The organism is Mesorhizobium sp. P2_H9 (genome assembly GCF_056403215.1).
The window spans coordinates 297,993-320,967 of sequence record NZ_JBFUFX010000004.1 but is presented as its reverse complement, the minus strand read 5'-3'; the positions used below and the strand labels follow the sequence as shown (position 1 = coordinate 320,967).

General features: G+C 61.9%; 21 protein-coding genes, 1 tRNA gene and 1 pseudogene. 12 read left to right on the top strand and 11 right to left on the bottom strand.

The window, feature by feature from the left end; genetic code table 11:
- Positions 1-24: 24 nt before the first annotated feature.
- Both AC1DXN_RS09775 and AC1DXN_RS09770 read left to right on the top strand, forming a co-directional pair.
- Positions 25-822 carry a capsular polysaccharide synthesis protein gene (locus tag AC1DXN_RS09775; protein WP_477275781.1) on the top strand — a complete coding sequence of 266 codons (798 nt, stop codon included), beginning with the start codon at positions 25-27 and terminating at the stop codon, positions 820-822.
- Between the two features lie 117 nt (positions 823-939).
- On the top strand, positions 940-1,647 hold the full coding sequence (locus tag AC1DXN_RS09770) for an SDR family NAD(P)-dependent oxidoreductase (protein WP_477241090.1): 708 nt from the start codon (positions 940-942) through the stop codon (positions 1,645-1,647).
- A 99-nt stretch (positions 1,648-1,746) separates the two neighbouring features.
- On the opposite strand, the gene rpsA is transcribed toward AC1DXN_RS09770, so the two are convergent.
- The 3 genes from rpsA to aroA all read right to left on the bottom strand — a co-directional run bounded on the left by rpsA (position 1,747) and on the right by aroA (position 5,934).
- Positions 1,747-3,444, bottom strand: coding sequence for a 30S ribosomal protein S1 (gene rpsA, locus AC1DXN_RS09765; protein ID WP_127259581.1), 1,698 nt, complete (start codon positions 3,442-3,444; stop codon positions 1,747-1,749).
- A gap of 205 nt (positions 3,445-3,649) precedes the next feature.
- Positions 3,650-4,294, bottom strand: a complete 645-nt coding sequence (gene cmk, locus AC1DXN_RS09760; RefSeq protein WP_477275779.1) for a (d)CMP kinase — start codon at positions 4,292-4,294, stop codon at positions 3,650-3,652.
- A gap of 281 nt (positions 4,295-4,575) precedes the next feature.
- The gene (gene aroA, locus AC1DXN_RS09755) at positions 4,576-5,934 is read right to left on the bottom strand and encodes a 3-phosphoshikimate 1-carboxyvinyltransferase (RefSeq protein WP_477275777.1); all 1,359 of its coding nucleotides are present in this window, start codon (positions 5,932-5,934) and stop codon (positions 4,576-4,578) included.
- 195 nt (positions 5,935-6,129) lie between these two features.
- Between aroA and AC1DXN_RS09750 the strand changes: the two genes are divergently transcribed.
- On the top strand, positions 6,130-6,519 hold the full coding sequence (locus AC1DXN_RS09750; RefSeq protein ID WP_477275775.1) for a TIGR02300 family protein: 390 nt from the start codon (positions 6,130-6,132) through the stop codon (positions 6,517-6,519).
- 165 nt (positions 6,520-6,684) lie between these two features.
- Positions 6,685-6,760 (top strand) — tRNA-Ala (locus AC1DXN_RS09745).
- A gap of 112 nt (positions 6,761-6,872) precedes the next feature.
- Here AC1DXN_RS09745 and AC1DXN_RS09740 read toward each other — a convergent pair.
- Positions 6,873-6,994 (bottom strand): annotated as a pseudogene (locus AC1DXN_RS09740) (isoprenylcysteine carboxylmethyltransferase family protein); the annotation flags it as partial.
- Between the two features lie 22 nt (positions 6,995-7,016).
- Positions 7,017-7,910: an NAD(P)/FAD-dependent oxidoreductase gene (locus AC1DXN_RS09735; protein ID WP_477275773.1), complete on the bottom strand. Its 894-nt coding sequence runs from the start codon at positions 7,908-7,910 to the stop codon at positions 7,017-7,019.
- A 280-nt stretch (positions 7,911-8,190) separates the two neighbouring features.
- Here AC1DXN_RS09735 and AC1DXN_RS09730 point away from each other — a divergent pair, with 280 nt between their 5' ends.
- From AC1DXN_RS09730 to AC1DXN_RS09720, 3 genes are all read left to right on the top strand, one after another.
- Positions 8,191-8,838 (top strand): TetR/AcrR family transcriptional regulator, encoded by a 648-nt coding sequence (locus AC1DXN_RS09730; protein ID WP_477275771.1) that lies wholly within the window; start codon positions 8,191-8,193, stop codon positions 8,836-8,838.
- 34 nt (positions 8,839-8,872) lie between these two features.
- Positions 8,873-9,736 (top strand): class I SAM-dependent methyltransferase, encoded by an 864-nt coding sequence (locus tag AC1DXN_RS09725; RefSeq protein ID WP_477275769.1) that lies wholly within the window; start codon positions 8,873-8,875, stop codon positions 9,734-9,736.
- A 1,067-nt stretch (positions 9,737-10,803) separates the two neighbouring features.
- On the top strand, positions 10,804-10,992 hold the full coding sequence (locus AC1DXN_RS09720) for a hypothetical protein (protein ID WP_477275767.1): 189 nt from the start codon (positions 10,804-10,806) through the stop codon (positions 10,990-10,992).
- 336 nt (positions 10,993-11,328) lie between these two features.
- Here the strand turns inward: AC1DXN_RS09720 and AC1DXN_RS09715 are convergent, their stop codons facing one another.
- A complete protein-coding gene (locus tag AC1DXN_RS09715; protein ID WP_477275765.1) occupies positions 11,329-11,793 on the bottom strand; it encodes a hypothetical protein in 465 nt (154 codons plus the stop codon).
- Positions 11,794-11,862: 69 nt separating this feature from the next.
- Positions 11,863-12,339 carry an Hsp20 family protein gene (locus AC1DXN_RS09710; RefSeq protein ID WP_477275763.1) on the bottom strand — a complete coding sequence of 159 codons (477 nt, stop codon included), beginning with the start codon at positions 12,337-12,339 and terminating at the stop codon, positions 11,863-11,865.
- Between the two features lie 1,245 nt (positions 12,340-13,584).
- Here AC1DXN_RS09710 and AC1DXN_RS09705 point away from each other — a divergent pair.
- The 4 genes from AC1DXN_RS09705 to AC1DXN_RS09690 all read left to right on the top strand — a co-directional run bounded on the left by AC1DXN_RS09705 (position 13,585) and on the right by AC1DXN_RS09690 (position 16,909).
- On the top strand, positions 13,585-13,884 hold the full coding sequence (locus AC1DXN_RS09705) for a DUF1236 domain-containing protein (protein ID WP_477275761.1): 300 nt from the start codon (positions 13,585-13,587) through the stop codon (positions 13,882-13,884).
- A gap of 282 nt (positions 13,885-14,166) precedes the next feature.
- Positions 14,167-14,652, top strand: coding sequence for a hypothetical protein (locus AC1DXN_RS09700; protein WP_477275759.1), 486 nt, complete (start codon positions 14,167-14,169; stop codon positions 14,650-14,652).
- 192 nt (positions 14,653-14,844) lie between these two features.
- Positions 14,845-16,284, top strand: a complete 1,440-nt coding sequence (locus tag AC1DXN_RS09695) for an aldehyde dehydrogenase family protein (protein WP_477275757.1) — start codon at positions 14,845-14,847, stop codon at positions 16,282-16,284.
- A gap of 40 nt (positions 16,285-16,324) precedes the next feature.
- Positions 16,325-16,909: a DUF1349 domain-containing protein gene (locus AC1DXN_RS09690; protein ID WP_477241148.1), complete on the top strand. Its 585-nt coding sequence runs from the start codon at positions 16,325-16,327 to the stop codon at positions 16,907-16,909.
- Here the strand turns inward: AC1DXN_RS09690 and AC1DXN_RS09685 are convergent.
- From AC1DXN_RS09685 to AC1DXN_RS09675, 3 genes are all read right to left on the bottom strand, one after another.
- Entirely contained in the window at positions 16,900-18,210 is a 1,311-nt protein-coding gene (locus AC1DXN_RS09685; RefSeq protein ID WP_477275755.1) for a glucoamylase family protein, read from the bottom strand. The genes AC1DXN_RS09690 and AC1DXN_RS09685 overlap by 10 nt on opposite strands.
- A gap of 81 nt (positions 18,211-18,291) precedes the next feature.
- Complete coding sequence (locus tag AC1DXN_RS09680; RefSeq protein ID WP_477241152.1) at positions 18,292-19,038, bottom strand: SDR family NAD(P)-dependent oxidoreductase; 747 nt, start codon at positions 19,036-19,038, stop codon at positions 18,292-18,294.
- Positions 19,039-19,223: 185 nt separating this feature from the next.
- Positions 19,224-20,147: a TIR domain-containing protein gene (locus tag AC1DXN_RS09675; RefSeq protein WP_477275753.1), complete on the bottom strand. Its 924-nt coding sequence runs from the start codon at positions 20,145-20,147 to the stop codon at positions 19,224-19,226.
- Between the two features lie 353 nt (positions 20,148-20,500).
- Between AC1DXN_RS09675 and AC1DXN_RS09670 the strand changes: the two genes are divergently transcribed.
- Positions 20,501-21,778 (top strand): O-antigen ligase family protein, encoded by a 1,278-nt coding sequence (locus tag AC1DXN_RS09670; RefSeq protein ID WP_477275751.1) that lies wholly within the window; start codon positions 20,501-20,503, stop codon positions 21,776-21,778.
- A 19-nt stretch (positions 21,779-21,797) separates the two neighbouring features.
- Here AC1DXN_RS09670 and AC1DXN_RS09665 read toward each other — a convergent pair whose 3' ends face one another.
- Positions 21,798-22,886 carry an acyltransferase family protein gene (locus tag AC1DXN_RS09665; RefSeq protein ID WP_477275749.1) on the bottom strand — a complete coding sequence of 363 codons (1,089 nt, stop codon included), beginning with the start codon at positions 22,884-22,886 and terminating at the stop codon, positions 21,798-21,800.
- Positions 22,887-22,975 lie beyond the last annotated feature (89 nt).

Sequence of the window (22,975 nt, the reverse complement as noted above, 5' to 3'; positions counted from 1 at the left end):
CGAAGGCGTGCCGCGAAGTTTTGCATGACCTACGCGCGAAAGCGCGACTGGCGTTCCCGTCATATCGCCGTCGACCATTCGCAATGGTGCTCCACCAGCAAGCCGACCGGCGGCCTCGGCCCGATATGGCAATATTGGGCGCAAGGCGTCGACGAGGCGCCACCGGTGATCAAGGCATGCCTGCGATCCGTGGAGCGTCACAAGGGCGACCGCGAACTCGTCGTGCTCGACGACAAGACTATTGAAAACCATGTCGACCTGCCAGGCCACATCTGGGACAAGCGCCGGCGCCAGTTGATGGGCAGTCAGCACTTTTCCAACTTCGTTCGCCTCAGCCTGCTTCACCGTCATGGCGGGACGTGGCTCGACGCGACGATCCTGTTGCGGCAGCCCGTTCCCGCCGAAATCGAGCGCGAGGATTTCTACATCCTGCGCGAAACCAATCGCCACGCCCGGCTTGTGGAAACCTGCTTCATTCACGCCCGCAAGGGACATCCGCTGGTCGAGACCGTGCTGCACGGCTTGGCGGATTACTGGAAGACGTACGACACGCTTCACCAATATTTCATGTTCCCGCACCACTTAGAGGCTTCGCTTCTCCTGCACCGTCAGCTTCGGCATGATTTCCTGCGCATGCCCCAGGTCAGCGCGGATCGACCACATGAGCTGCAATGGCTGCTCTTCGAGCCTTTCGATGAAGTCGCCCATCGCGCCGTCTTCGATCGTTTCTGGCTGCACAAGCTCACCCACTGGGCCGAGCGCCCGGAGACCAGCAAGCATCTGCTCTGGGACGCGATCGTCGCTGGTTGGCCGACGACTTGAAGCGATGCAAAGAAGCGACCCTGCCATGTCGATATTTCAGTTGAGCAATCATGCGAAAGGCGCGACCTTTGCCACCGGCGCGGCATAAGCATAAAAAAATAACAGGAGCGGTCGAAGATGACGCAAACACTTGATGGCAAGCATATTGTGGTGACCGGCGGCACCGGGGCTCTCGGCGGCGCGGTTGTCGGCAAGCTGCTGGGTGAGGGCGCCATCTGCCATGTCCCCAATGCCCATGCCGCGGCGCCTTCGCACTTCCCCTTCGCGGCCGACGATCGCGTCCGGCTGGTGCACAATGTCGATCTCTCCGACCCCGCCAAGGTCGAGGCGTTTTACAGCCAGGTTCCAGGTCTGTGGGGATCCATCCATCTGGCCGGCGGCTTTGCCTCGGCACCTGTGGAAAAGATCGAGTCCGCTTCCTTTGCCGAGATGATGGATACCAATGCCCGCACCGCCTTCCTGTGCTGTCGCGCCGCGGTGCGCTCGATGCTGGCATCCGCCACGGCGGGCCGCATCGTCAACATCGCCGCGCGGGCTGCATTGGAGCCGCGCAAGGGCGCCGGCAGCGTCGCCTACGCAGCCAGCAAGGCGGCGGTCGCCGCGATGACGGTGGCGATGGCCGAGGAGCTGAAGCACAAGGGCATCCTGGTCAACGCTGTCGCGCCATCGACGCTCGACACGCCGGCCAACCGCGCCGACATGCCGGATGCCGATTTCACCAAATGGGTCAGCCTGGAAGCGGCCGCCGAGGCGATCGCCTATCTCGCCTCGCCGGCCAATCTGGCGATGAGCGGCACGCTGGTGCCGCTTTACGGCAGGGCTTGAACTCAAAAAAACAGTTCAAAGAAAAACCCCGCCGGATCGCTCCGGCGGGGTTTTTCATTTCGAATGACGACCGCGCGACGAGCGCGGCGTCGTTGTCTTTTAGCTGCCCTGCTTCTTCAGCGCGGCGCCCAGGATGTCGCCCAGCGAAGCGCCGGAGTCGGTCGAGCCGTACTGTGCGACTGCTTCCTTCTCTTCGGCGATTTCCAGCGCCTTGATCGAGACCTGCAGCTTGCGGGTCTTCTTGTCGAAGGCGATGACGCGAGCGTCCAGCTTCTGGCCGACCGAGAAGCGCTCGGGGCGCTGCTCGTCACGGTCACGGCTGAGGTCGTTGCGCTTGATGAAGGTCTCGATGCCGCTGTCGACCAGCCGCACTTCCAGACCGCCATCCTTGATGCCGGTGACTTCACAGGTGACGACCGCGTTCTTGCGCAGTTCGCCGGAAGTCGCCGCTTCGCCGACCGTATCCTTGGCCAGTTGCTTGATGCCGAGCGAGATGCGCTCCTTGTCGATGTCGACGTCGAGCACCTGCGCCTTGACCATGTCGCCGCGATTGTACTCTTCGATCACCTGCTCGCCCGGACGGGTCCAGTCGAGGTCGGAGAGATGGACCATGCCGTCCACGTCGCCTTCGAGGCCGATGAACAGGCCGAACTCGGTCTTGTTCTTGACCTCGCCCTCGACCTGGCTGCCGACCGGATGGCTCGAGGCGAAAGCCTGCCACGGATTCTCGAGCGTCTGCTTGAGGCCGAGCGAGATGCGGCGCTTGGCCGGATCGACCTCGAGCACCACCACGTCGACTTCCTGCGTCGTCGACAGGATCTTGCCGGGATGCACGTTCTTCTTGGTCCACGACATTTCCGAAACGTGGATGAGGCCTTCGATGCCTGGCTCCAGCTCGACGAACGCGCCGTAGTCGGTGATGTTGGTGACGGTACCCTTGATCTTCTTGCCGATCGGGAACTTGGTACCGATCTCGGACCACGGATCGCTCTCGAGCTGCTTCATGCCGAGCGAGATGCGGTGGGTTTCCTGGTTGATGCGGATGATCTGCACCTTGACCGTCTGACCGATGTTGAGGATCTCGGTCGGATGGTTGACGCGGCGCCATGCCATGTCGGTGACATGCAGCAGGCCGTCGATGCCGCCGAGGTCGACGAACGCACCGTAATCGGTGATGTTCTTGACGACGCCTTCGACAACCTGGCCTTCTTCGAGGTTCTGCACGATTTCCGAACGCTGTTCGGCACGGCTTTCCTCGAGCACGGTGCGGCGCGACACCACGATGTTGCCGCGGCGGCGATCCATCTTGAGGATCTCGAAGGGCTGCGGGTTGTGCATGAGCGGCGAGACGTCGCGGATCGGGCGGATATCGACCTGGCTGCGCGGCAGGAAGGCCACGGCGCCGTCGAGGTCGACAGTGAAGCCGCCCTTGACCTGGTTGAAGATGACGCCTTCGACGCGCTCACCCTTGGTGAACTTCTCTTCGAGACGGACCCAGCTCTCTTCCCGGCGGGCCTTTTCACGGGAAAGCATCGCTTCGCCAAGCGCGTTTTCGATGCGCTCGACATAGACTTCGACCGTGTCGCCGACCTTGAGGGTGGTGTCCTTGCCCTTGACGCCGAATTCCTTCAGCGGCACGCGGCCTTCGACCTTGAGGCCGACATCGATGATCGCCATGTCTTTTTCAATGGCGGTGATGATGCCCTTGACGACTTGGCCTTCGCCGGAATGGCCGGCGGTAAATGATTCTTCGAGCAGGCTCGCGAAATCATCGCGAGTGGGATTTGCAGCTGACATAGTTTCTCCTGGAGTGCCCCGCATCTGTCGCGGGACGGGCGCCGTGGGTTAGCGTTGCGTTAGCCTGCCGGCGTTCCGGGCAAAAAGCCCTTGGCCGCTTTCTAAGCGGCAATTCCGGCGCATGAAGAATGCTGGCAGGCTGGTTCGTGCCCGATATGGGTATCTTTGTCGCCACCGGCAATCGGCAGCGCGTGGAAAACCCGGCTCAGGCCTTGTCTCTCTTGGCGAGGGCGTCGTCGATGATCGCTCTCGCCGCCAGAAACGCGGCTTCTATAGCCATTTCACTGGTATCAAGCAAGTGCGCGTCGGCGGCGGGCTTCAAAGGCGAGTCGGCGCGGCCCATGTCGCGCTCGTCGCGCCGCACGATATCGGCTAGGATTTCGGTGAAATTGGCGGTGCCGCCGATGCTTTCGATCTCGGCCAGCCGCCGCTGTGCCCGCACCTCGGCACTCGCCGTCACATAGAGCTTGATGTCGGCGTCGGGGCAAACGACGGTGCCGATGTCACGGCCGTCGAGCACCGCGCCCGGCGGCGTTTTGGCAAAGTCGCGCTGCTTTTCGACCAGGATGCGCCGTACAGTCGGGAACACGGCGACCTTCGAGGCGGCCTCGCCGACCGCATGCGCCGACAGCACCGCCCGGTCGAGCTTTGCCAGATCGACCTGCCGCGCAGCGGTTTCGGCCGCGGAGACATTGTCGAGCGGCAGCGCGTGCTGAAGCAGCGCGTAGGCAACGGCGCGATAGGTGAGGCCGGTGTCGAGCAGGTTCAGCCGATAGTGGTCGGCCAGCCGGCGGGCCAGCGTGCCTTTGCCTGCGCCGGCCGGACCGTCGATGGCGATGGTGAAGGTCATTGGCGGACCAACACTTCGCAAGGCTTGGCATTCAGCCCTCGCGACTTCGTCATCCTAGGGCGAAGCAGGAGCGTAGCTCCGTCGCGAAGACCCTGGGATCCATGCCGTGACATTTGCCGAAGAGTGCTACGGACCAGAATTCTGCACCGTCGCGACGCTCTGGCGTCACGGCATGGATCCTGGGGTCTGCGCCGCGTCGCTTCGCTCCTTGCTTCGCCCCAGGATGACGAAGGGAGCGATGTCGGACGCCAATCTCCAAGGTATGCGATTGCCATCAACTGTCACTCGATCTCCGCGCCCAGTCCCTTCATCAGCCCCATGAATTCCGGAAAGCTGGTCGCGATCATCGCGGCGTCATCGATGGTAACAGGCTTCTCCGTCGCCAGCCCCATCACCAAAAAGCTCATGGCGATGCGATGGTCGAGATGGGTCTGGACGGTCGTGTCCGGACCATTGGGGTGTCTCCCGAGGCCCTTGCCACCCGGTCTGCCGCGCACTGCCAACGAGGCTTCGCCTTCGGTGCAGTCGACGCCGTTGAGCTTCAATCCGTTGGCGACAGCTGACAGCCGGTCGGATTCCTTGACCCGCAATTCTTCCAGCCCCTGCATCAGCGTCTTGCCCTCGGCGAAGCTGGCGGCCACCGCCAGCACCGGGTACTCGTCGATCATCGACGGTGCCCGCTCGGGCGGCACGGTGACGCCCTTCAGCTCGGAGTAACGCACGCGCAGGTCGGCGACATCCTCGCCGCCTTCATTGCGTGGGTTGAGGATGTCGATCCTGCCGCCCATTTCCTGCAGCGTCAGCAAAAGTCCGGTGCGGGTCGGGTTCATCAGCACGTTTTCGATGGTGATGTCCGAACCCGGTACGATCAGTGCCGCCACCAGCGGGAAGCCGGCCGAGGAGGGATCGCCCGGCACCGCAATGGTCTGTCCCGTGAGCTTGCCCTGGCCTTCGATGAAGATATGGCGGACGCCGCGCTCGTCGGTCTCGACCGACAGATTGGCGCCAAAGCCCTTCAGCATTTTTTCGGTATGGTCGCGCGTCATCACCGGTTCGATCACGGTGGTGATGCCCGGCGTGTTCAGGCCGGCGAGCAGCACGGCGGACTTCACCTGCGCCGAGGCCATCGGCACGCGGTAGGTGATGGGTGCGGCGTGTTTGGGGCCGCGCAGCGTGATCGGCATGCGGTCGCCGGGGGTGGCTTTAAGCACCTGCACACCCATCTGCCGCAGCGGCTCGAGCACCCGGCCCATCGGCCGGCCGGACAAGGAGGCGTCGCCAATGAAGGTGGTTTCCATGTCGTAGGTGCCGACCAGGCCCATGGTGAGGCGCGAGCCGGTGCCGGCATTGCCAAAATCGAGCGGGCCTTCCGGCTGCAACAGCGCGCCATTGCCGGTACCGCGGATTACCCACTCAGTGCCATGCTTCTCGATATGGGCGCCCATCGCCTTCATGGCGGCACCCGTGCGCATCACATCCTCGCCCTCCAGCAGCCCGGTGATACGGGTTTCGCCGGAAGCGAGACCCCCGAACATGAAGGAGCGGTGCGAGATCGACTTGTCGCCGGGTACGCGAGCGGCACCCGAAAGGGCTGATGATTTGCGGGCGGTGGCCGGCTTTGGGGCGGCAGTGTGCGACATGGTCTTTCCCTGGATGAAAATGCCGGCAGCCGGCCGTTTTCTTTTGGTTTGCGCGGTCTCGTATCACGGCGGACCGAAATGGTCATCCCCTTGCGCGAGGTCCAGCAAAGCCGGGATTTATGACGCTGGCTTTAGTCTTTGACAGCGCTGCAAACTGTGGTTATGGGGACCAAACTTTTATCGACGAGGCTTGCCGTGGCAAAAACCGAACTTGGCACCAAACGCATCGACCCCGAGACGGGTCGAAAATTCTATGACCTGAACAAGGACCCGATCGTCTCGCCCTATACCGGCAAGAGCTATCCGCGCTCCTATTTCGAGGAAGGCAAGATCGCCGCCATCGAAGAGGAAGAGGAAGTTGCCGAGAAGGAAGTCGACGCCGAGGAGGAAGAGGGCGTCGAGATCGTTCCGCTCGAAGAGGCGGACGATGACGTCAAGGCCGACGATCTTCCCGATCTTGGCGACGACGAGGACGAGGTCGACCTCGGCGACGACGAGGATGACACTTTCCTCGCCGACGAAGAGGAAGAAGACGACGATGTCGCCGACATGATCGGCGTTGGCGACGACGACGACGAAGTCTGATCCGCCGCAAGCACTTGCCTGCTTTCTTGGGCCGTGACGAAAAAGCGGTTCTTGCAGGCTTGATATTCAGGGAAGGCGGGGTTAGAAGCCGCCTGCACTAACGGCGCGGTCTCAACCCGCGCCGGATCTCTTCGCCGGAAACGGCGCCGGCGAACTGCCGGAAGTGGGGCCATAGCTCAGTTGGGAGAGCGCTTGAATGGCATTCAAGAGGTCGTCGGTTCGATTCCGATTGGCTCCACCAAACAAATTCAATCACTTAAGTGATATGGCCGGTTCCCAAAGGACCGGCCTTTTTGTTACCAGGGTAACGTTAGGGGTAACAGGTGACCCCTGCCGATATATCGGCAAGGTCACCAGTCGATGCCGACAGAGCGGAGGGTGACGAACCGCTCCGCCGCCTGCCCAACAGTAGGGCTCCCAGATAGAGCAAGGGCGGAGGGAAGCGCACACCCTCGCTGTCCGGTTCGACGGCCATGCTCATCCTCCAATCTGTGCTCTCAAGCCAGCATCGACTGCTGGGCGAAGATGCCCGCCATCGCGCCTTGCCATGATGCCGTGGTGACCGAGGGCAAGAGGGGGTTGGTGAGGTCGCCGGCGGCGTAGATGCCGGGCATGCTGGTTTCGCGGCGCTCGTCGACCTTGAGCACGACGCCGAGGGGTGTATCGACCGTGGCGAGGCCCAGTGATTCATGCAGGCTTGCGGACGGTTTGTTGCGCGGATGGGCGAAGAGGATGTCGACCGCGGCATTGGGGCCGCTATCGAGCTTGACGGTTGCGCTATGGCGCCCGTTATGGGCGATCCCGGTGATCCTGCCCTCGACGACAGGTACGTTGCGACGCGCCAGATCGGCCCGGATATCGGGCGGAATGTCGTGACCATCGGCGAAGACCGTCAACCTGTCGGTCCAATCGTGGAACAGCCTGACCTGATTATGCGACTGCCGGCCTGACCAGACGAGGCCCCAATGCTGGCCGGCGACTTCAAAGCCGTCACAATAGGGGCAGGGCACGATGGCCGAGCCCCAGCCTTCGGCAAAGCCCGGAATATCAGGCATCTGGTCGACGATGCCATAGCTCAGGATCAGGCGGCGTGCGCCGAGGTTTTCGCCATCGCCAGTGCGGACGGAGAAATTGTCGATGGCGCCGGAGACGCTGTCGGCCCGGGCACTGACGAGCCTGATCGTGGGATAGCGCGCCAGCTGCCGCCGCGCCTCGGCTAGAATGTCCAGCGGTGGTTTGTGATCGTGGCCAAGCAGACCATGCGAGTGGCCGGCGAAGCGATTGCGCGGCAGGCCGGTATCGAGAACGGTGACCTTGCGGCGGGCGCGGCCGAGCTGCAGGGCGGCGGCGAGGCCGGCAAAGCTGCCGCCGATGATGATGACGTCATCCATTGTGATGGGCTCCGTGTTGTGGATGGAGGGGGTTGGGCTGGGCCTGGCACGAAATAGCGTCCAACGATACGCGCTCGAGACGGGCAGCGAGCAGAGCTTCGGCATCGACGAGAAAGTCGCCCATCACTGTGCTGACCGGCCGGACGATGCCGCATTCGATATCGCCGGGCGGCCCGGAGAAACTTGATTTGGAGGACACCTACGCATTGGCTTGCACCTTTTAGATACTATATGGTATCGTAATTCAAGAATTAGGATACTGTCAAGGACTGGAATTGTCGTGACCGAAAACAGCCAGGGCCGGCGCGGCCGGCCCGCCAACGAGGCGCTTGGCCAAACGATAGTCGACGCCGCGTACGAACTCTTTGTGGAATTGGGTTTTCAAGCGACGACATTGGACAAGGTCGCCCAGCGAGCGAGGATATCCAAGCTCAGCATCTATCGTCACTTCGAGAACAAGGAGGCGCTGTTCGGCGCGGCCATCGCGGCCCACTGCCATCAGTTTGTACCACAGGCGCTTTCTGAAGGCGTCGACGGTTCGGCCGAAGATCAGCTCATGGCGGCGGGATCAACCCTGCTTCGCACGCTGTTGAGCCCGGACGTCCGCAGTGTCGAAGCCATGATCATGGCCGACAAGACGAATCAAAAGTCGTTAAGCAAGCTCCAATACGAAGCCGGCCCCGCCTATGTCATCGCCCAAATCGAGGCCCTGTTGCGTCAGTTGCACGCTAAGGCGGTTCTGAACGTGCCCGATCCTCTCCGGTCCGCCCGCTTGTTTGCCGCGCTTATCAAAGGATCCGATCTCCTGATTATCGCACGTTTCGATGAGGCGAGAGCAGAGGACGACAACGAAATCGAATCCTATTGCCGGTCCGCCGTCGCCTTGTTCGTCGCCGCACACGGTGGGAACCACCACGCGGGCGGATAGCCTGGGTAAGACGGATCTGAACGAAGGATTTGGCATGACAGAGAACAATGTTTATCAGGTAGCCGACTGGAAAGGCCAAAGCGGGGAGCGCTGGGTCACTTACCAGGCTCGGCTCGATGCCATGATGGCGGTGTTCGGCCAGGCCGCGATCGAAGTCGCCGCGCCCGCCATGGGCGAACGCGTGCTGGACGTCGGCTGCGGCGCGGGAGCGACTAGTCTGGATCTGGCCGCCCGCGTCGGCGCGGGGGGCCATGTGCTGGGCGTGGACATATCGGAACCGCTGATCGGCAGAGCGCGCGTGCTGGCGCCACACGATACGCCGGCCGTGTTCCAGGTGGCCGACGCCAGCAGCGCCGAATTGCCCCAGGGCGCGTTCGACATTCTGTTCTCGCGCTTCGGAGTGATGTTCTTCGACGATCCTGCGGCGGCCTTCACACATATGCGCCGTGCGCTCAAGCCGGGCGCGCGGGTCGCTTTCGTCTGCTGGCGCGGCATGGCCGAGAACGATTGGGTGCGCTTGCCGATGGGCGCGATGAAGGGCATCCTCCCGCCGATGACGCCGCCCGGCCGCGAAGCGCCCGGCCCGTTCTCGTTTGGCGACGAGGGCCGGGTGGCGCGTATTCTAACGGTGGCTGGCTTCACCGATGTCGCTATCGCGCCCTTCGATGCCTCCATCCCGTTCGGCAAGGGGGAGACGCGGGACGCGGCGCTCGACGACGCGGTGAAGATGACACTCGAGGTCGGCCCGCTGGCGCGCTCTCTCGCTGATCAGCCCGACGATATCCGCGCCCGCGCCTCGGCCGCGGTTCGTGCCGTCTTCGCGGACTGCCCCGGCGACCGGTCGGTGATGATCAACGGCGCGGCGTGGATCGTCACGGCGCGCAAACCGGCAAGTTGACAGGGATTAACAGACGCCCCGTCTCGATGGCTCGGCGTCGGCCGTGACGCGATCGACCACGCGCCGCTGCGGCCGGAACGCAGAGGAGGTAGGGCAGCGGGTCCCAGGTCGCACCGGAGGCGGGCTGGCGGTTGCCGACGGCTGCGCATTCCTGACCTGCGGCAAATGATGGGTCGTGGCCTAAGGGAAATCGTCCTAAGCCTCACACTTTGCGAGGCTTTGGAGTGGCTCCGGCCCTAGTGGCTTCGCCACCCGTTTCCCTGCCAACGCTGCGCACCAGTGCGCTCGACCAGGGTCCCGTTTCCCCGGATGAACGGCGGTTGCCAATAGCCCTACAAGGGTGCTCGGCCATTAGCAGGGGAAAACGTCCAAACAGGGTTCTTCCGCATAGTTGCTAATATTAGGGTCAGCTTTAGCTGGCTCGCCCGCCTGAGCCAGTCAGGCCCGGCGGTCAGTCGAATGCCACCCCAACGGACTGCCGGGCCGCTGAGCAGTAGGCCTCGGTAGAACTCGCCGGGCGAAGACCCCAACCGCCTCAAGCCCGACGAGCCTACAACCTGATCAGATTACGCGACCAGGACCGGGATTAACCGGCAAAGCCTGCGGTGCAAGATTGATGCCTGCAATTCACTCTCGAAATGGGACACGCCCTGCTTAGGGGCACGGCCGGTGCGGTAGATGCTCGGGTGAACGCGCCGCACCGGCCATTGCGGGGCTTTGGGTCGTTTGGGGTCGTCCCGCGCCAAGCAATCTATGGGCATATTAGCAATCGCTCAATTCAGACCGAGGTCCCTGGTCTCTCTGGCACTAAAGGCCAACGGGCGCTGCCGTCCTTTGCCTGCCGTGCGTGCCGAAAGCCCGCGCCCTCTGGCGGAGTAGGCGCGGGCCGATCGGGTGTACGAGACCCGATCTTCGGCAGGCGATGTAAGTCACCTGCCGCGCCCCTCAACATTTAGCGACAGCTAACGTTCCGAACTGGGGCACTTCAAATCCTATTGAACCCGCTACAGCACGGATTTATTATTTCGAGGTCACCATTTTTGCGACCCTTGGGCGGGAGTTGCACCATGGGAAGAGAGGGTGTTTCGATATCTGCTTTCGACTGCGCGGTGCTGCGCAGCGCCTTCAGGAAATCCGTCACCGAAGAGAGCATTCCCGAAGATCGATGGCGTCAACACGCCCTGCTTTTGATCCGCGAATATACCGGCCGCTCGACGGTCGACGCCGGCTTGCCGGAATGGATTATGCGGAAGTAGGCGCATCTTTGCCGCCTAACCGCCCGTTGCCTTGCGGTAGGCGTTCGGCCGCGCGTCGGGCGTACAGATCAGGCCGACTTTCTTGCTGCCGCACTTGACGCATTTCAGTTTGAGGTCATCGGCCATCGCTGGTGCATCCGGCCCGAACCGGCGGCGGGTGGCTGACGCGGTCTCAGCCCCCCAGTATCTCGCCGATCCTGATACCGCCCAAGCCTCAGATCGCGCGGCCTGAACATCACCCGGTGCTATCAGGCGGGCAGGCCTACCCATGCCTATTTGGGGTTCGATCGCCGAAAGCCTGATTGGCCGCCAGCGATCGAACGCCCGACTCCGCCTCTATGCCATTGCCAATTCGGGATAGGCATTTGTCCCACCACCGCCCTTCTTCGGAGGAATGACGGCTAATGCTGGGCACGGTGGAGGATCATTGTCGTCATCCGTCCGGCGCTGAGGTATCCACGACGTCCACTTCTTGCGGGGCCGCCGACCGAAGGGCGGGCGCCACGACTTGCCAGTCCGATCTTGGCATGGTTCGAGTTGCTGCTGACCGTCGAGAGCCTTCAGAGCGCGAAGGATTTCGTCGACTTTTACGATCGACCCGTCATCCAATTGGCGCAGTATCGGCAAACCTGGGACGGCACGTGCGTCTGATGCCCAGGACGCCAACAACGCACGTTTTTCGGTGACGCTCATAGCGGGGTGGTCGAGGACATCCTCGGGGTGGGCAAGGCTTTGCGCCATGATGTCTTCAGCCGCCCTGCTTGCTTTGGTTTGCAAAAAGAATTCAGATCCGGTTGTCATCTCCATTCTCCGCAATCTGTGCCCCCCGGCTAGGCCGGGAGGCGGGACCGCAGACTGATTGCTGATAGTTCAGGCTACCTTACGCTGGTGTTCGGTATCCTGGCTAATCTGCTTTTTCTGAACAGGTTCTTTGTCGGCCGAGGTGCCGATACCGATGCGGCGAGGCTTCAGTTCCTCGGGAATTTCGCGCACCAGGTCCACTGACAGCAGGCCGTTCTCCAACGTCGCGTTCGCGACCTTCACATAGTCGGCCAGCCTGAAGACCTGCTTGAAGTTGCGCATCGCCATCCCTCGGTGGAGTATCTGCCGATCGCTCCCTTCGGGCTGTTTCTGACCGATTACGATCAGCTCAGCGCCATGCTGTGTGAGCTCGACCTCCTCGGGACTGAAGCCGGCGATTGCCATGGTGATGCGATAGTCGTTGTCGCCGGTCCTCTCGATGTTATAGGGCGGCCAGTCCGACCGCACGCTGTTATCGAGCATATCGAAGAGACGATCGAAGCCGACCGTCGTGCGGTAAAGGGGGGCATAATCAAAGCTTCTCATAGCCATATCCTCCGTAAAGCAACATGGGTTACAAGCAGCGCCGCAGGGTCAATGCGACGCCTGTTTCGCCGAGCCTCAGGCCTCGACGGCAAACGATCTGGGAATGGCCGAAAGACCCTTCAAGAGGCCACGCCAAAAATTTTTGCACGGCGCGATTTTAACGGTCGTCCGCATTGGTGAGACACTGCGGCCGCCACACAATGTGGCCATGAAAAGCACTCAGCGGATATACATCGTCTACAGTCCTCCGATGCGCGGGTTCCCTTTTTTGCGGTCCTCCTGGCGCCTGACGAGAGGCAGCCAAAAAAGGGCGATTGAAAACCCTCAGTGGCCTTTGCCGCGCTCACACTGGGAGCTCGGCAACGGGGGGACTAGTGCAAACGGTACGGCCCGGCGAAGCGCTCGGCATGCTCGACAAGGTGGCGTTGTCCATCAGGCCTGGGCCGGAAGCGTCTGCAATGCGCTACGCTCGTCGGCGCCCGCGCCTGGGACTTCCTTGGGCCGTATCTAGCCCGCGCTTAACAAGTACATCAAAAGGCTCAAAACGGCAGCGAGTGAGGCGCCACCTAAGAGTATTGACCGGCGCCGCAGTCTAACGCGGGGGATTGGCGCCTTCCCCTTGGCAGCCTCGACGAAGGCAAACTTCGCGGCCTCGGCAGCTGCGGTGACCTTGGCAGCATCCTTGGCGGGATAGATGCGCCGGCCGCCTTCTCCTTCTGCATGGTCACGTGTCATTCATATCAGTCCAAGGAGGCTTGCGATCAACACCGTGAGCGGCACCGCCAGGACCAGCCCAGTTTCCCAAAATCGGGTTTCCTTGTCCTTGAACATTAGGTCCTTCTCTTCCTCTCCGAAGTGAGGGTTCGCTCGCCATCCCGCCATAGCGGGCGAACCCCTATCAGCGCAGGAACGGGACACAGTTGCGCCAATGTGCAAACTGTCAGCCAAGGGCCAATCCAATCGCCATAACGGTGATGGCCACAGCAAAGATTGGCGCAAGCAACCAGCGCGCCTGCCCAACACTCCTATCCATCAATTCCTCCCATTAAACTTGAGGTGAACAACGGCTGCAGACGGGCCTCGTTCCGACCGGCGCGCTAGGTGAGACCTTTGCTCGTCATCGTCAGACTTAGGCCCGGCTTTGCATCCGACCGAAGTCCAATTTGGGGAACATTTTTTCGCAGGTCAGGTTGGTTGAACGCGGAGCCGATATCGCTCTGCCAGAGTCCAGAAAAGGAGCAGAATATGAGAATCCATCTTGCCAGCACCGCTGCAGCGGTCTTGTTGCTTGTTGGTCTCGGCGCAGCCGCGGCCGAAGACATCATCATTCAGCCGGAACAGGAAACGGTCATTCGGGAGTATGTGAAGAAGCAGCCTCTGGCTTCGTTGAAGCTCCCGGGCGTGGAACTGAATGTCGGCACCGCTCTCCCCGATACGGTGGAGCTTCATGAAGTTCCCAATGTGAAGTACCGCTACACCGTGATCGACAATCGGACGGTGGTCGTTGATCCGAGCACGCACACGATCATAAAAGTCTACGACTGAGCCCAGCAAAACGGCTGCAGCCCGTCGCCCGAAATGGCGACGGGCGCGCGCGTTTGACGGTCTCGACTTCTCAAAACCCTCTGACGATACACGCCCTGACCGGAGGCGGGCTGGCGGTTGCCGGCGGCTGCGCATTCCTGACTTGCGGCAAATGATGGGTCGTGGCCTTCAACGCCACGGCGAAAATGTCGAGAGGTAAATAGGGGTCGCTCTTTTCCAGAGCGGGCGACGCTGTCGTGGGCTAAAAACGTCCTTGTTTGATTCGTCTCTTCAGGGAACGGCATGAGCAAGGCCCTCACTTCATTCGCATTGGTTGCCGTGCTGGCGGCTTTGCTCATGGCGCTCAGCCTGGCTGTTGCCAGGCATGGCTACCCATACGGCGTGACCGGCGTGAAACGCCTGGACGGCATTGCCGATGCCGGGTCGTTTATCCCGCTCGCCGCCGTCTACTTTTTCAGCGCCATGCTGATGATGATCCTGCCCATTCGAGCCGCCGGTGTCGTCCTGACCAATGCCGCGGACGTGATCTTCTGGGCGACGATCGCCCTGTTCGCCACCATTGTCGGCTGCCTTGTCACCAGATGGGCGTTCGGTCAGAGCGGCGCCCTGTGGGCACTGCTGAACTGGCGGTTCCTGTTCGTCGCCGCCATCGTCGGGTGCCATTTCATCATGAATGAGCTGCGGCGCAATATCCTGCTCAGAAGCCTGTTCCTTGTTGTCTTTGCCGTCGCGACGCTGGCCTGCCTGTTCTGGTCCTTTGCGGGCTGACGGGAACCGATCTCGTTCCGGCCATCTTGCCAGGGTGACACGCAGGCTTTCGCTGGCGCGCGGCATCGGCTATTCGATTTGAAACGTCATCACTCTATCGCTATTTGTCTGATAAATGGCTTGGGCGACAGATGACTGGGTGATAGATGACCCCGGCAGACGGCGCCACCAGCGAACCTACAAGGAAAGACGATGACCCTGTTTCGTAAAAATCTGATCGACGGCGAGTGGGTGGGCGAGGCCGGCTCCCGCAACATCAACCCTTCGAACACAGGCGACGTGGTTGGCGAATATGCCTCGGCCGGTGCGGAGCAGGCCCTGCAAGCCATTGCCGCGGCGAAAGCCGCCTTTCCCGCCTGGTCGCGCTCGGCGCCCCTGGTGCGCCATGCGGTGCTGAAGAAGGCGTCGGACGAGATCATGGCGCGCAAGGATGAAATCGGCCGGTCATTGGCGCGCGAGGAAGGCAAGACGCTGGTCGAGGGCATCGGCGAGACCATTCGCGCCGCCCAGCTCTTCGATTTCTTTGCCGGCGAGACGTTGCGCCTGGCCGGAGAACTGGTCCCCAGCGTGCGGCCGGGCGTCGGGGTCGAGATCACCCGCGAAGCCGTCGGCGTGGTCGGCATCATCACGCCGTGGAATTTCCCGATCGCCATTCCGGCGTGGAAGATTGCGCCGGCGCTCGCCTACGGCAACACCATCGTCTTCAAGCCGGCGGAACTGGTCCCGGAGAGCGCCTGGACCATCGTCGACATCCTGCACCGCGCCGGCCTGCCCAAGGGCGTTCTCAACCTTGTCATGGGCAAGGGCTCGGTGGTCGGCCAGGCCATGCTCGACAGCCCGGACCTCAACGCCATCACCTTCACCGGCTCGGTCGGCACCGGAAAACGCGTCGCCGCGGCAAGCGTCGAGCACATGCGCAAGTTCCAGCTCGAAATGGGCGGCAAGAACCCGCTCGTCGTGCTCGACGACGCAGACCTTGCTGTGGCTGTCGATTGCGCCGTCAACGGCGCCTATTTCTCGACCGGCCAGCGTTGCACCGCGTCGTCCCGCCTGGTCGTAACGGACGGAATCCACGACCGCTTCGTCGAGGCTCTGAAGGATCGCATGAGCAAGCTGGTCGTCGGCGATGCGCTCGATGCGAAAACCCATATCGGCCCGGTCGTCGACGGCAGCCAGCTGAAGCAGGACGAGGATTACATCGCCATCGGCAGCAAGGAGGGCGGCAACCTCGCCTTCGGCGGCGAGCGGCTCGACCGCGAAACGCCCGGTTTCTATCTCCAGCCGACGCTCTTCACCGAAACCACCAACGCCATGCGCATTTCGCGCGAAGAGATTTTCGGGCCGGTCGCCAACGTCATCCGCGTCAAGGACTATGACGAAGCGCTGGCGGTGGCCAACGACACGCCGTTCGGCCTGACGTCCGGAATCTGCACCTCGAGCCTCAAGCACGCCACGCATTTCAAGCGGAATTCGGAAGCCGGCATGGTGATGGTCAATCTGCCGACGGCAGGCGTCGATTTCCATGTTCCCTTCGGCGGCCGCAAGGGGTCGAGCTACGGTCCGCGCGAACAGGGTCGCTACGCGGTGGAATTCTACACCACGGTGAAGACCGCTTACACATTTGCCGGCTGATCAATCCGGCGGCAGGACGGACCAGGCAGGCAAGCAACGGATGACATCATCTCACCATGCGAACCTGACCTGGCTCAACCCGCCGCCGCATCACGCTTTCGGCGACAACGCGGTCCATGTGCGCACCGGCAAGGAAACCGACTTCTGGCGCGAAACCTTCTACGGCTTCTGGCGCGACAATGGCCACTTCCTCTATCAGTCGGTCGAGGGCGATTTCAGCGCCGAAGTCACGGTCAAGGGGCGCTATGAGGTGCTCTACGACCAGGCCGGGCTGATGGTCCGGCTGAGCGAAACGCACTGGATCAAGGCCGGCATCGAATACACCGACGGGCAGGCGTATTTCTCTGTCGTCGTCACCAACGATACCTCCGACTGGTCGCTGGTCAGCATTGCGGCCGATCCGAACGGCGTCAGGATCCGTCTGACCCGCCATGCCGAAACCATCCGTGTCCAGTATCTGGATGCGGCCGACGGCCATTGGAAGCCGGTGCGGCTTGCCTATTTCCCGCCCTCGAAGTCGGCCGATGTCGGCATGATGTGCTGTTCGCCGCAACGCGAGGGCTTCGAGGTCACTTTCACGGATTTTTCGGTCGGCCCGGCAATCCCCAGGGATCTTCATGACTGAGGAGCGCGCGCCGGCTGCGACAGCCAGCCGCCTGTGAAGCCCGCCCTGCTGAGGCCAAGACGAATGGGCGGACTTGACCGCATCAGCTCCCAGATCAGGCGCGAGCGGTGGTTTTCGATCATCAGCACGACGATGCCCTGGTCCAGGCCGTAGTGCCCTTCCGATATCCAGCCGCTCGGCCCAAAATTTCGCCGGTTCGCCAGCGTCGGGTTGAAGCCGCTCGGCATCCTGAAATTGTCGATCAATTGGGGGTAGCGCTCTTGCAGCTGCCGCAATGCCGGCAGGCAGATTTCAGGGGCGAAGGGCAGCGATGCCAGACAAGACCATGGCGCAATCGTCCCATCGTCGGGGCCGAAGGGCGCGCCACGCGCCGCATAGCTGAAAAACTTGCGCGGCCGCCGTGCGATCCCGGCGCGAAAATTGCCGGGTCCGTCACCCGCCGAAAGGCCCCACAGCTCCTCGCTGTAGTCGTCATAGCCAAGCGGGTTCTGCCGCGCATAGTCGCGGTGGATATAGGTCGCGCGCCGGCTGTTTTCGAAATAGTCGGAGTTCTTGTCGCGCATAAATCCATCCCGGATGCCGGCGAAGTCGATCCAGGCATGCGAGAACTGGTGCATGAACAGCGGCCCGCCATAAAGCACGTCGCGGCCGTAGATCGTCTCCCACTGATAGGTCGACGTCCACGCTTCATAGCTGTCGTCCGAGGCCGGTTTGTCGGGCGAGGCCATCGCCAGCACATAGAGGATCGTCGCTTCGTTGTAGCCTTCCCAGTCGGAATACAGAAAGCCGCTCTTTGGTTTCCAGCCTTGCCGCAAGGTTGGGCGTCGGCCTTGCGCCCAGCGCCAGTCGACGCGCCGGTAGAGCACGTCCGCCAAGTCGCGGATCTCGACCTCGTCTTCGCTGTCGCCTCGGAAATAGGCGTCGGCCACCAGCACGCCGGCCATCAGCAGCGCCGTGTCGACCATCGACAATTCGCAGCGCCAGGTGCGCAGGCCGGTCTGCATGTCGAGGAAATGGTAGTAGAAACCCTTGTGGCCGGTGACGTCATCGCCATTGCCTTGCCGGCTGTTGTGGAAGAAACGCAGTGTGGCAAGCGTCAGCTTGATCGCAGCTTCGCGCGTCATCCAACCGCGCTCGACCCCGACCGGATAGCAGGACAGCGCAAAGCCGACGACCGCGATGCTTGCCGGCCAATTCGGCCGCGAGGTGTCGGCGACCAACCCGTTCTCCGGGTTCACGGTTTCCAGGAAATAGCCGAAGGCCGCGTGCTGGAAGCGGTCGAGCAGTTCTTCGTCGGACAAAGGAGGGTCAACGCCAGGCAAGCAAAGCAAACTCCGGGCGGACGGCCACAGCTCTCGGTGGCAAATCGCGCCTCACTTGCTTCAATAGGTAGCCCGGCCGCCGGAAACGTCAAACACCGCTGCGGTGGTGAAGGAACATTCCTCGGAAGCGATCCATGCGATCAGTGCTGCCACCTCCTCGACCTCGCCAAACCGCGCCATCGGTATTTTCGACAGCATGAAATCGATGTGCTGCTGGCTCATCTGGTTGAAGATCGCCGTGCGCACCGCCGCCGGCGTGACGCAGTTCACCGTCACCTTGGTCCTGGCCAGCTCCTTGCCCAGCGACTTGGTCATGCCGATCACCGCCGCCTTCGACGTGCTGTAGGCCGAGGCGTTGGGGTTGCCCTCCTTGCCGGCAATCGACGCGATGTTGACGATCCGGCCGTAATTGCGTTCGAGCATATGCGGCACCAGTGCCTTGTTGCAAAAGAAGACGCCATTGATGTTGATGTCGATGACCCGGCGCCAGTCGTCGATGGAATACTCCCAGGTGGTCATGTTCGGTCCGGTGATGGCGGCACTGGTGACGAGGATATCGACCGCGCCAAGCCCCTGGATCGCGCGTTTCGCGGCGTCTTCAACCGCGACTGGATCGGAAACGTCGATGGTCACGCCCTGCAAATCCGCGACAACAGCCTTGGCATGTTCGATCTGGGCGGGGTCGCGATCCCAGACACAAACACGTCCGCCCTCTTCGACAAGTCTCTGAGCCACGGCCAGGCCGATTCCGGAGGCGCCGCCAGTGATCACGGCCGAGCGTCCGGCAAACCGTCCTGCAAAACGCATGCTATCATCCTCCCGATCGGCGGCGACTGTGAAGTCACGTGCGGACAAGTTCAAGGCGGGATTGGAGCCGCCAAACGGGATACTGGTGGGCCAGCGATCGAGAGGCGCTCTTGGCGACATCTCTCCATACGGCGCTGGGTCTATGGCTCAGGCGAAGCGCCAGGGTCCCCAAACGCACGGAATTCTCAGGCGATCGATTTCCAATCGCTCAGCCGCTCGGCGATCAGCTCCACTCGCCGCTGATTGTCGCGCCCGTCCAGAATAGCCAGGTCTTCGGGATCGGCGCGCAGATAGACACCGGAGGTGCGCGCATTCAGCTCCGGGTTTGTTTCGGCTCGCGTCGTGAAGTAGCCTGATGCGCGCTCGGCGGACTCAAGCAGGATCTCCCCGGTTCCGTGCAGCTGCGGCGCATTCGCGTCCATCGGCCGCTCTCCGTTCCAGTAGTAGAAGATGCCGGGAGTCTGCTTTCTCTCCTTCGTCGCTTCGCTCCAGTATCTGGCTGATAGACTGCCGCTCTCCTGCCATGAGCGACCGGTGAGCTCCAGCGCACCGTCACGGTCTCGCGAGATCCGCAAAAGGCTCACGGCGGATGGCTCCTTGGCCGTGCGCTCCGACAGGGAAAACTGCCACCAAAGGCCCTCGATACGAGCGACGCGGCTCTCGTTCTCGATTGCCTTGCGCAGCTTCTGGTTGACCACCCTCATCTCCGCGGCAGTCGTCGCGTCGCCATACCGGACCGAGGTCAGGCCGAGGAGATCGCTTGGCAGCTTGGAGCCGTTCGCATGCAGGATAAACGTTCGGCGCATTCCGAGGACTCCGCCGAAAAGACCGGCTTCGAAGACCACATTGTCGCGTGGAGACGCTTGAGCGGAGACCGGCGCCGCCGATGCCGGCACGCTCGCGCTCGTCCAGTCGTCCTGGGCAAACAGGAAAGCGGCAAAGTCGACCTCACGCGTGAGCTCGAGGAGGCGCTCCAGGGTGGAGGTCCCGGGATTGAAGGATGTCGTCCAGGGTTCCACATGCGCAACGTCGTCGAGCCCGCGTGTCAGCGCCTGAAGCAGCTTCTGCTGCTTTCCCGACGAACCCAGGAAGATTCGAGGTTTATCCATCCGTTCCCTCCAGCCAGCATATGCGGATCACTTTTCGCATATTGTATTCATCTCATTGATGACAGCAAACGCCATGATGGCGGACAGGTCGATTCGGCATCCGTCGGTGACGCGGCAGCGAACTGACCTTTTTGTGCCAGGCGAGCCGCATTCGCGCCATTCCTGTGGTGCATGGTCCCGGCTACTGACACATTTGCCCGTGACACTTTTGTCGTTGAGCGGCAGGCAATAGGACGATAAGTCATATTGCACTGCACAATAGATGCCCGCCGTGCCGGCATCTCGCGGATAAATCGCCGATCGGCGCTTGCGCCCGATTGAAAGGCTGCGTGGATGAGAAATCCGATACAGATATGAAGATTCCAAAATCCTTGCTGGTGGAACCGGAAAAGAACGCCGTCTATGGCAGCTTCGCTGTTGCTGTTTCGGTTTTTGCCTTCGCCTATTCCACCAATTTCGGCCCGATCCTGATCCTGGCCTATTATGCGGTCTGGCTGCCGCTCATCCTTGTGGATTACCGGCGGTTTCTGCGCCATCTCTCCGACGCTTGGCTGCCGCTGACATTCGCGGCCTATATCTGCTTGTCGGTCTTCTGGTCGCATGCGCCAGGCATCACCGCGCGAGCGGGACTTCAGTACTTCTCGCATATCTTGTGTGCCTACATCGCCGCGCGCACGGTCAGCGTCCGAACATTGGTGGTGGGCTCGCTAATCGGGATTTTTGTCGTCCTGCTCTATTCGCTCAAAGTCGGCAACTACGCCGAGGACGTTCTCGACGGAACCTTCAATTTCGTCGGTGCTTTCGGCTCCAAGAACCAGGTCGGCTTCTTCTCGTCGCTCGGCATCTATCTCTGTTTCGTTTTCGTCGTCTTTTACCGGCGTGGCTGGCCAAGTCTGGTCTGGACGGCGCCGATAGGCCTGCTTTCGGTCTATATGCTGGCCATTGCGCATTCCGCCACCTCGGTGGCGTCGCTGCCGGCGGCGCTGGCGGTCGTCATCCTGCTCTCGATGAGCAAGGTGCTGTCGCGCCGCTACCGACGGGTGCTGTTCGCGGTCGGTACCTGCACGCTGGTCGGGGCAGTCTTTGCCGCCCTGAACCTTGGTCTGCTGGATTTCGTGCTCGGCATCTTCGGCAAGGATTCGACGCTCACCGGGCGAACCTATCTCTGGGAGCAGGGCTGGCAAGCCGCCCAGCAATTCCCCATCCTCGGCTATGGCTATGCCGCCTATTGGGTGCAGGGCTTCGCCGAGGCTGAACGGCTGTGGGCCGAGTTCTACATCTCGACCCGCACCGGCTTCCACTTCCACAACACCTATATCGAGACGTTGGTCGAACTCGGTTTTGTCGGCGTGACGCTGATCGCTTTGGTCATCCTGCGGTCCTTCTATGGACACGTGTCGTCCGTAATCTTTCGCGACTGGCGGGCTGATTCGGTGGTCCTTGCCGGGGCGGCGGGCTTGATGCTGCTCCGCTCCTTCTTCGAGGTCGAAATCCTCGGCCCCTATTTCACCGCGTCATTCGTCGTCTACTACAGCCTGTTCAAGTTGCGCGAAGTGCCGGCGGTGCTGCCGCAACGGTCCTGGATTGCCATCCAGGAACCGAAACCGAAAATGGCTGAACGCACGCAATGAGATAGGGACGGGGCAGCGCTCAGGCGATGGCGCGCGAGCGCAGCATCTGCCGCTGCAGGAACCGCCGCACCGGTTCGTCATAGAGGCGCGTAGCGATGTCGCCGATGGCGATCACGGCCAGGGCCATGACGATGCCGAACCACGGGTGGTTCGCGAACGGATCGATGGACACGGCCTTGCCGGCGCCCGCGATGATCATCAGCAGCGGCGTGTGAATGATATAGATCGGATAGGAGATCCGCCCGAGCCAGCTGTAGAGCTTTGCGGCGCGCGCATGGGTTGGCGCCAGCGCTCCAACCACGACCATGATCGGAAACAAGATCACCACGCAGGCCAGGTCATAGACCGGGCGCAAGGCGCCATGCGGCGCGATGGCAAAGATCACCAGCGTCAGCACAAGCGCGATCTCGGCGAAGTAGCCGGTTTGCAGGAAGCCCAGCCTGCCCTGATAGCGTCCGATCGATCGGCACAAAAGCACGCCGAGAAAGAACGAGAAGCACACGCGCGGCAAGCCACTGATGATGGTTTGTCCGGTCATGCCGAAGTCGAGCGTGCCGGCCACGGCCGCCGCCACGACCAGCAGCGCGAGGCTGCCGGCGATGAGCGCTGTCAGCAGCCTTTTCGGCAGCGCGAAGAACAGCAGGAAATAGGCGATGTTGACGATGAACTCGAAGAACAGCGACCAGGAGGCGGGGTTGAGCGGGAAGATCGTGTGATAGGCGCTGCCGACAAGCGGAATGAAAAACATGCCCGTCGTCAGCATGACGGCGATGTCCGAAAGCGGCAGGTACTCCGCAGGGATCAGCCGGTTCTTGATCAGCAGATAGAAAAAGCCCAGCAGCGTACCGGCAAGGTAAAGCGGATAGAGACGGATCAGCCGGATCAGCAGGAAAGTGCCGAACCCCATCCCGGTTTCGATCTTCCGGTCATAGGCGTGAGCGATGACAAACCCGCTCAGCAGAAAGAACAGATCGACCGCGAGATAGCTCGAGGGCAGCACCTTGCCGTCGGTGATGAACGGCGAGAAATGATAGAGCATCACACTGATCGCCGCCACGCCACGCAGCGCGTCGAGATTGAGGTACACGTGGCGGGGTGCCGGCTGCATTCTATGCCTTCATCAGCGGATCGCTGCGCGAGGTCTACAGCTGGTCTCCTGCGCCCGGCTGGGCGGCACTCGATGCTGCCTTCTCAGTT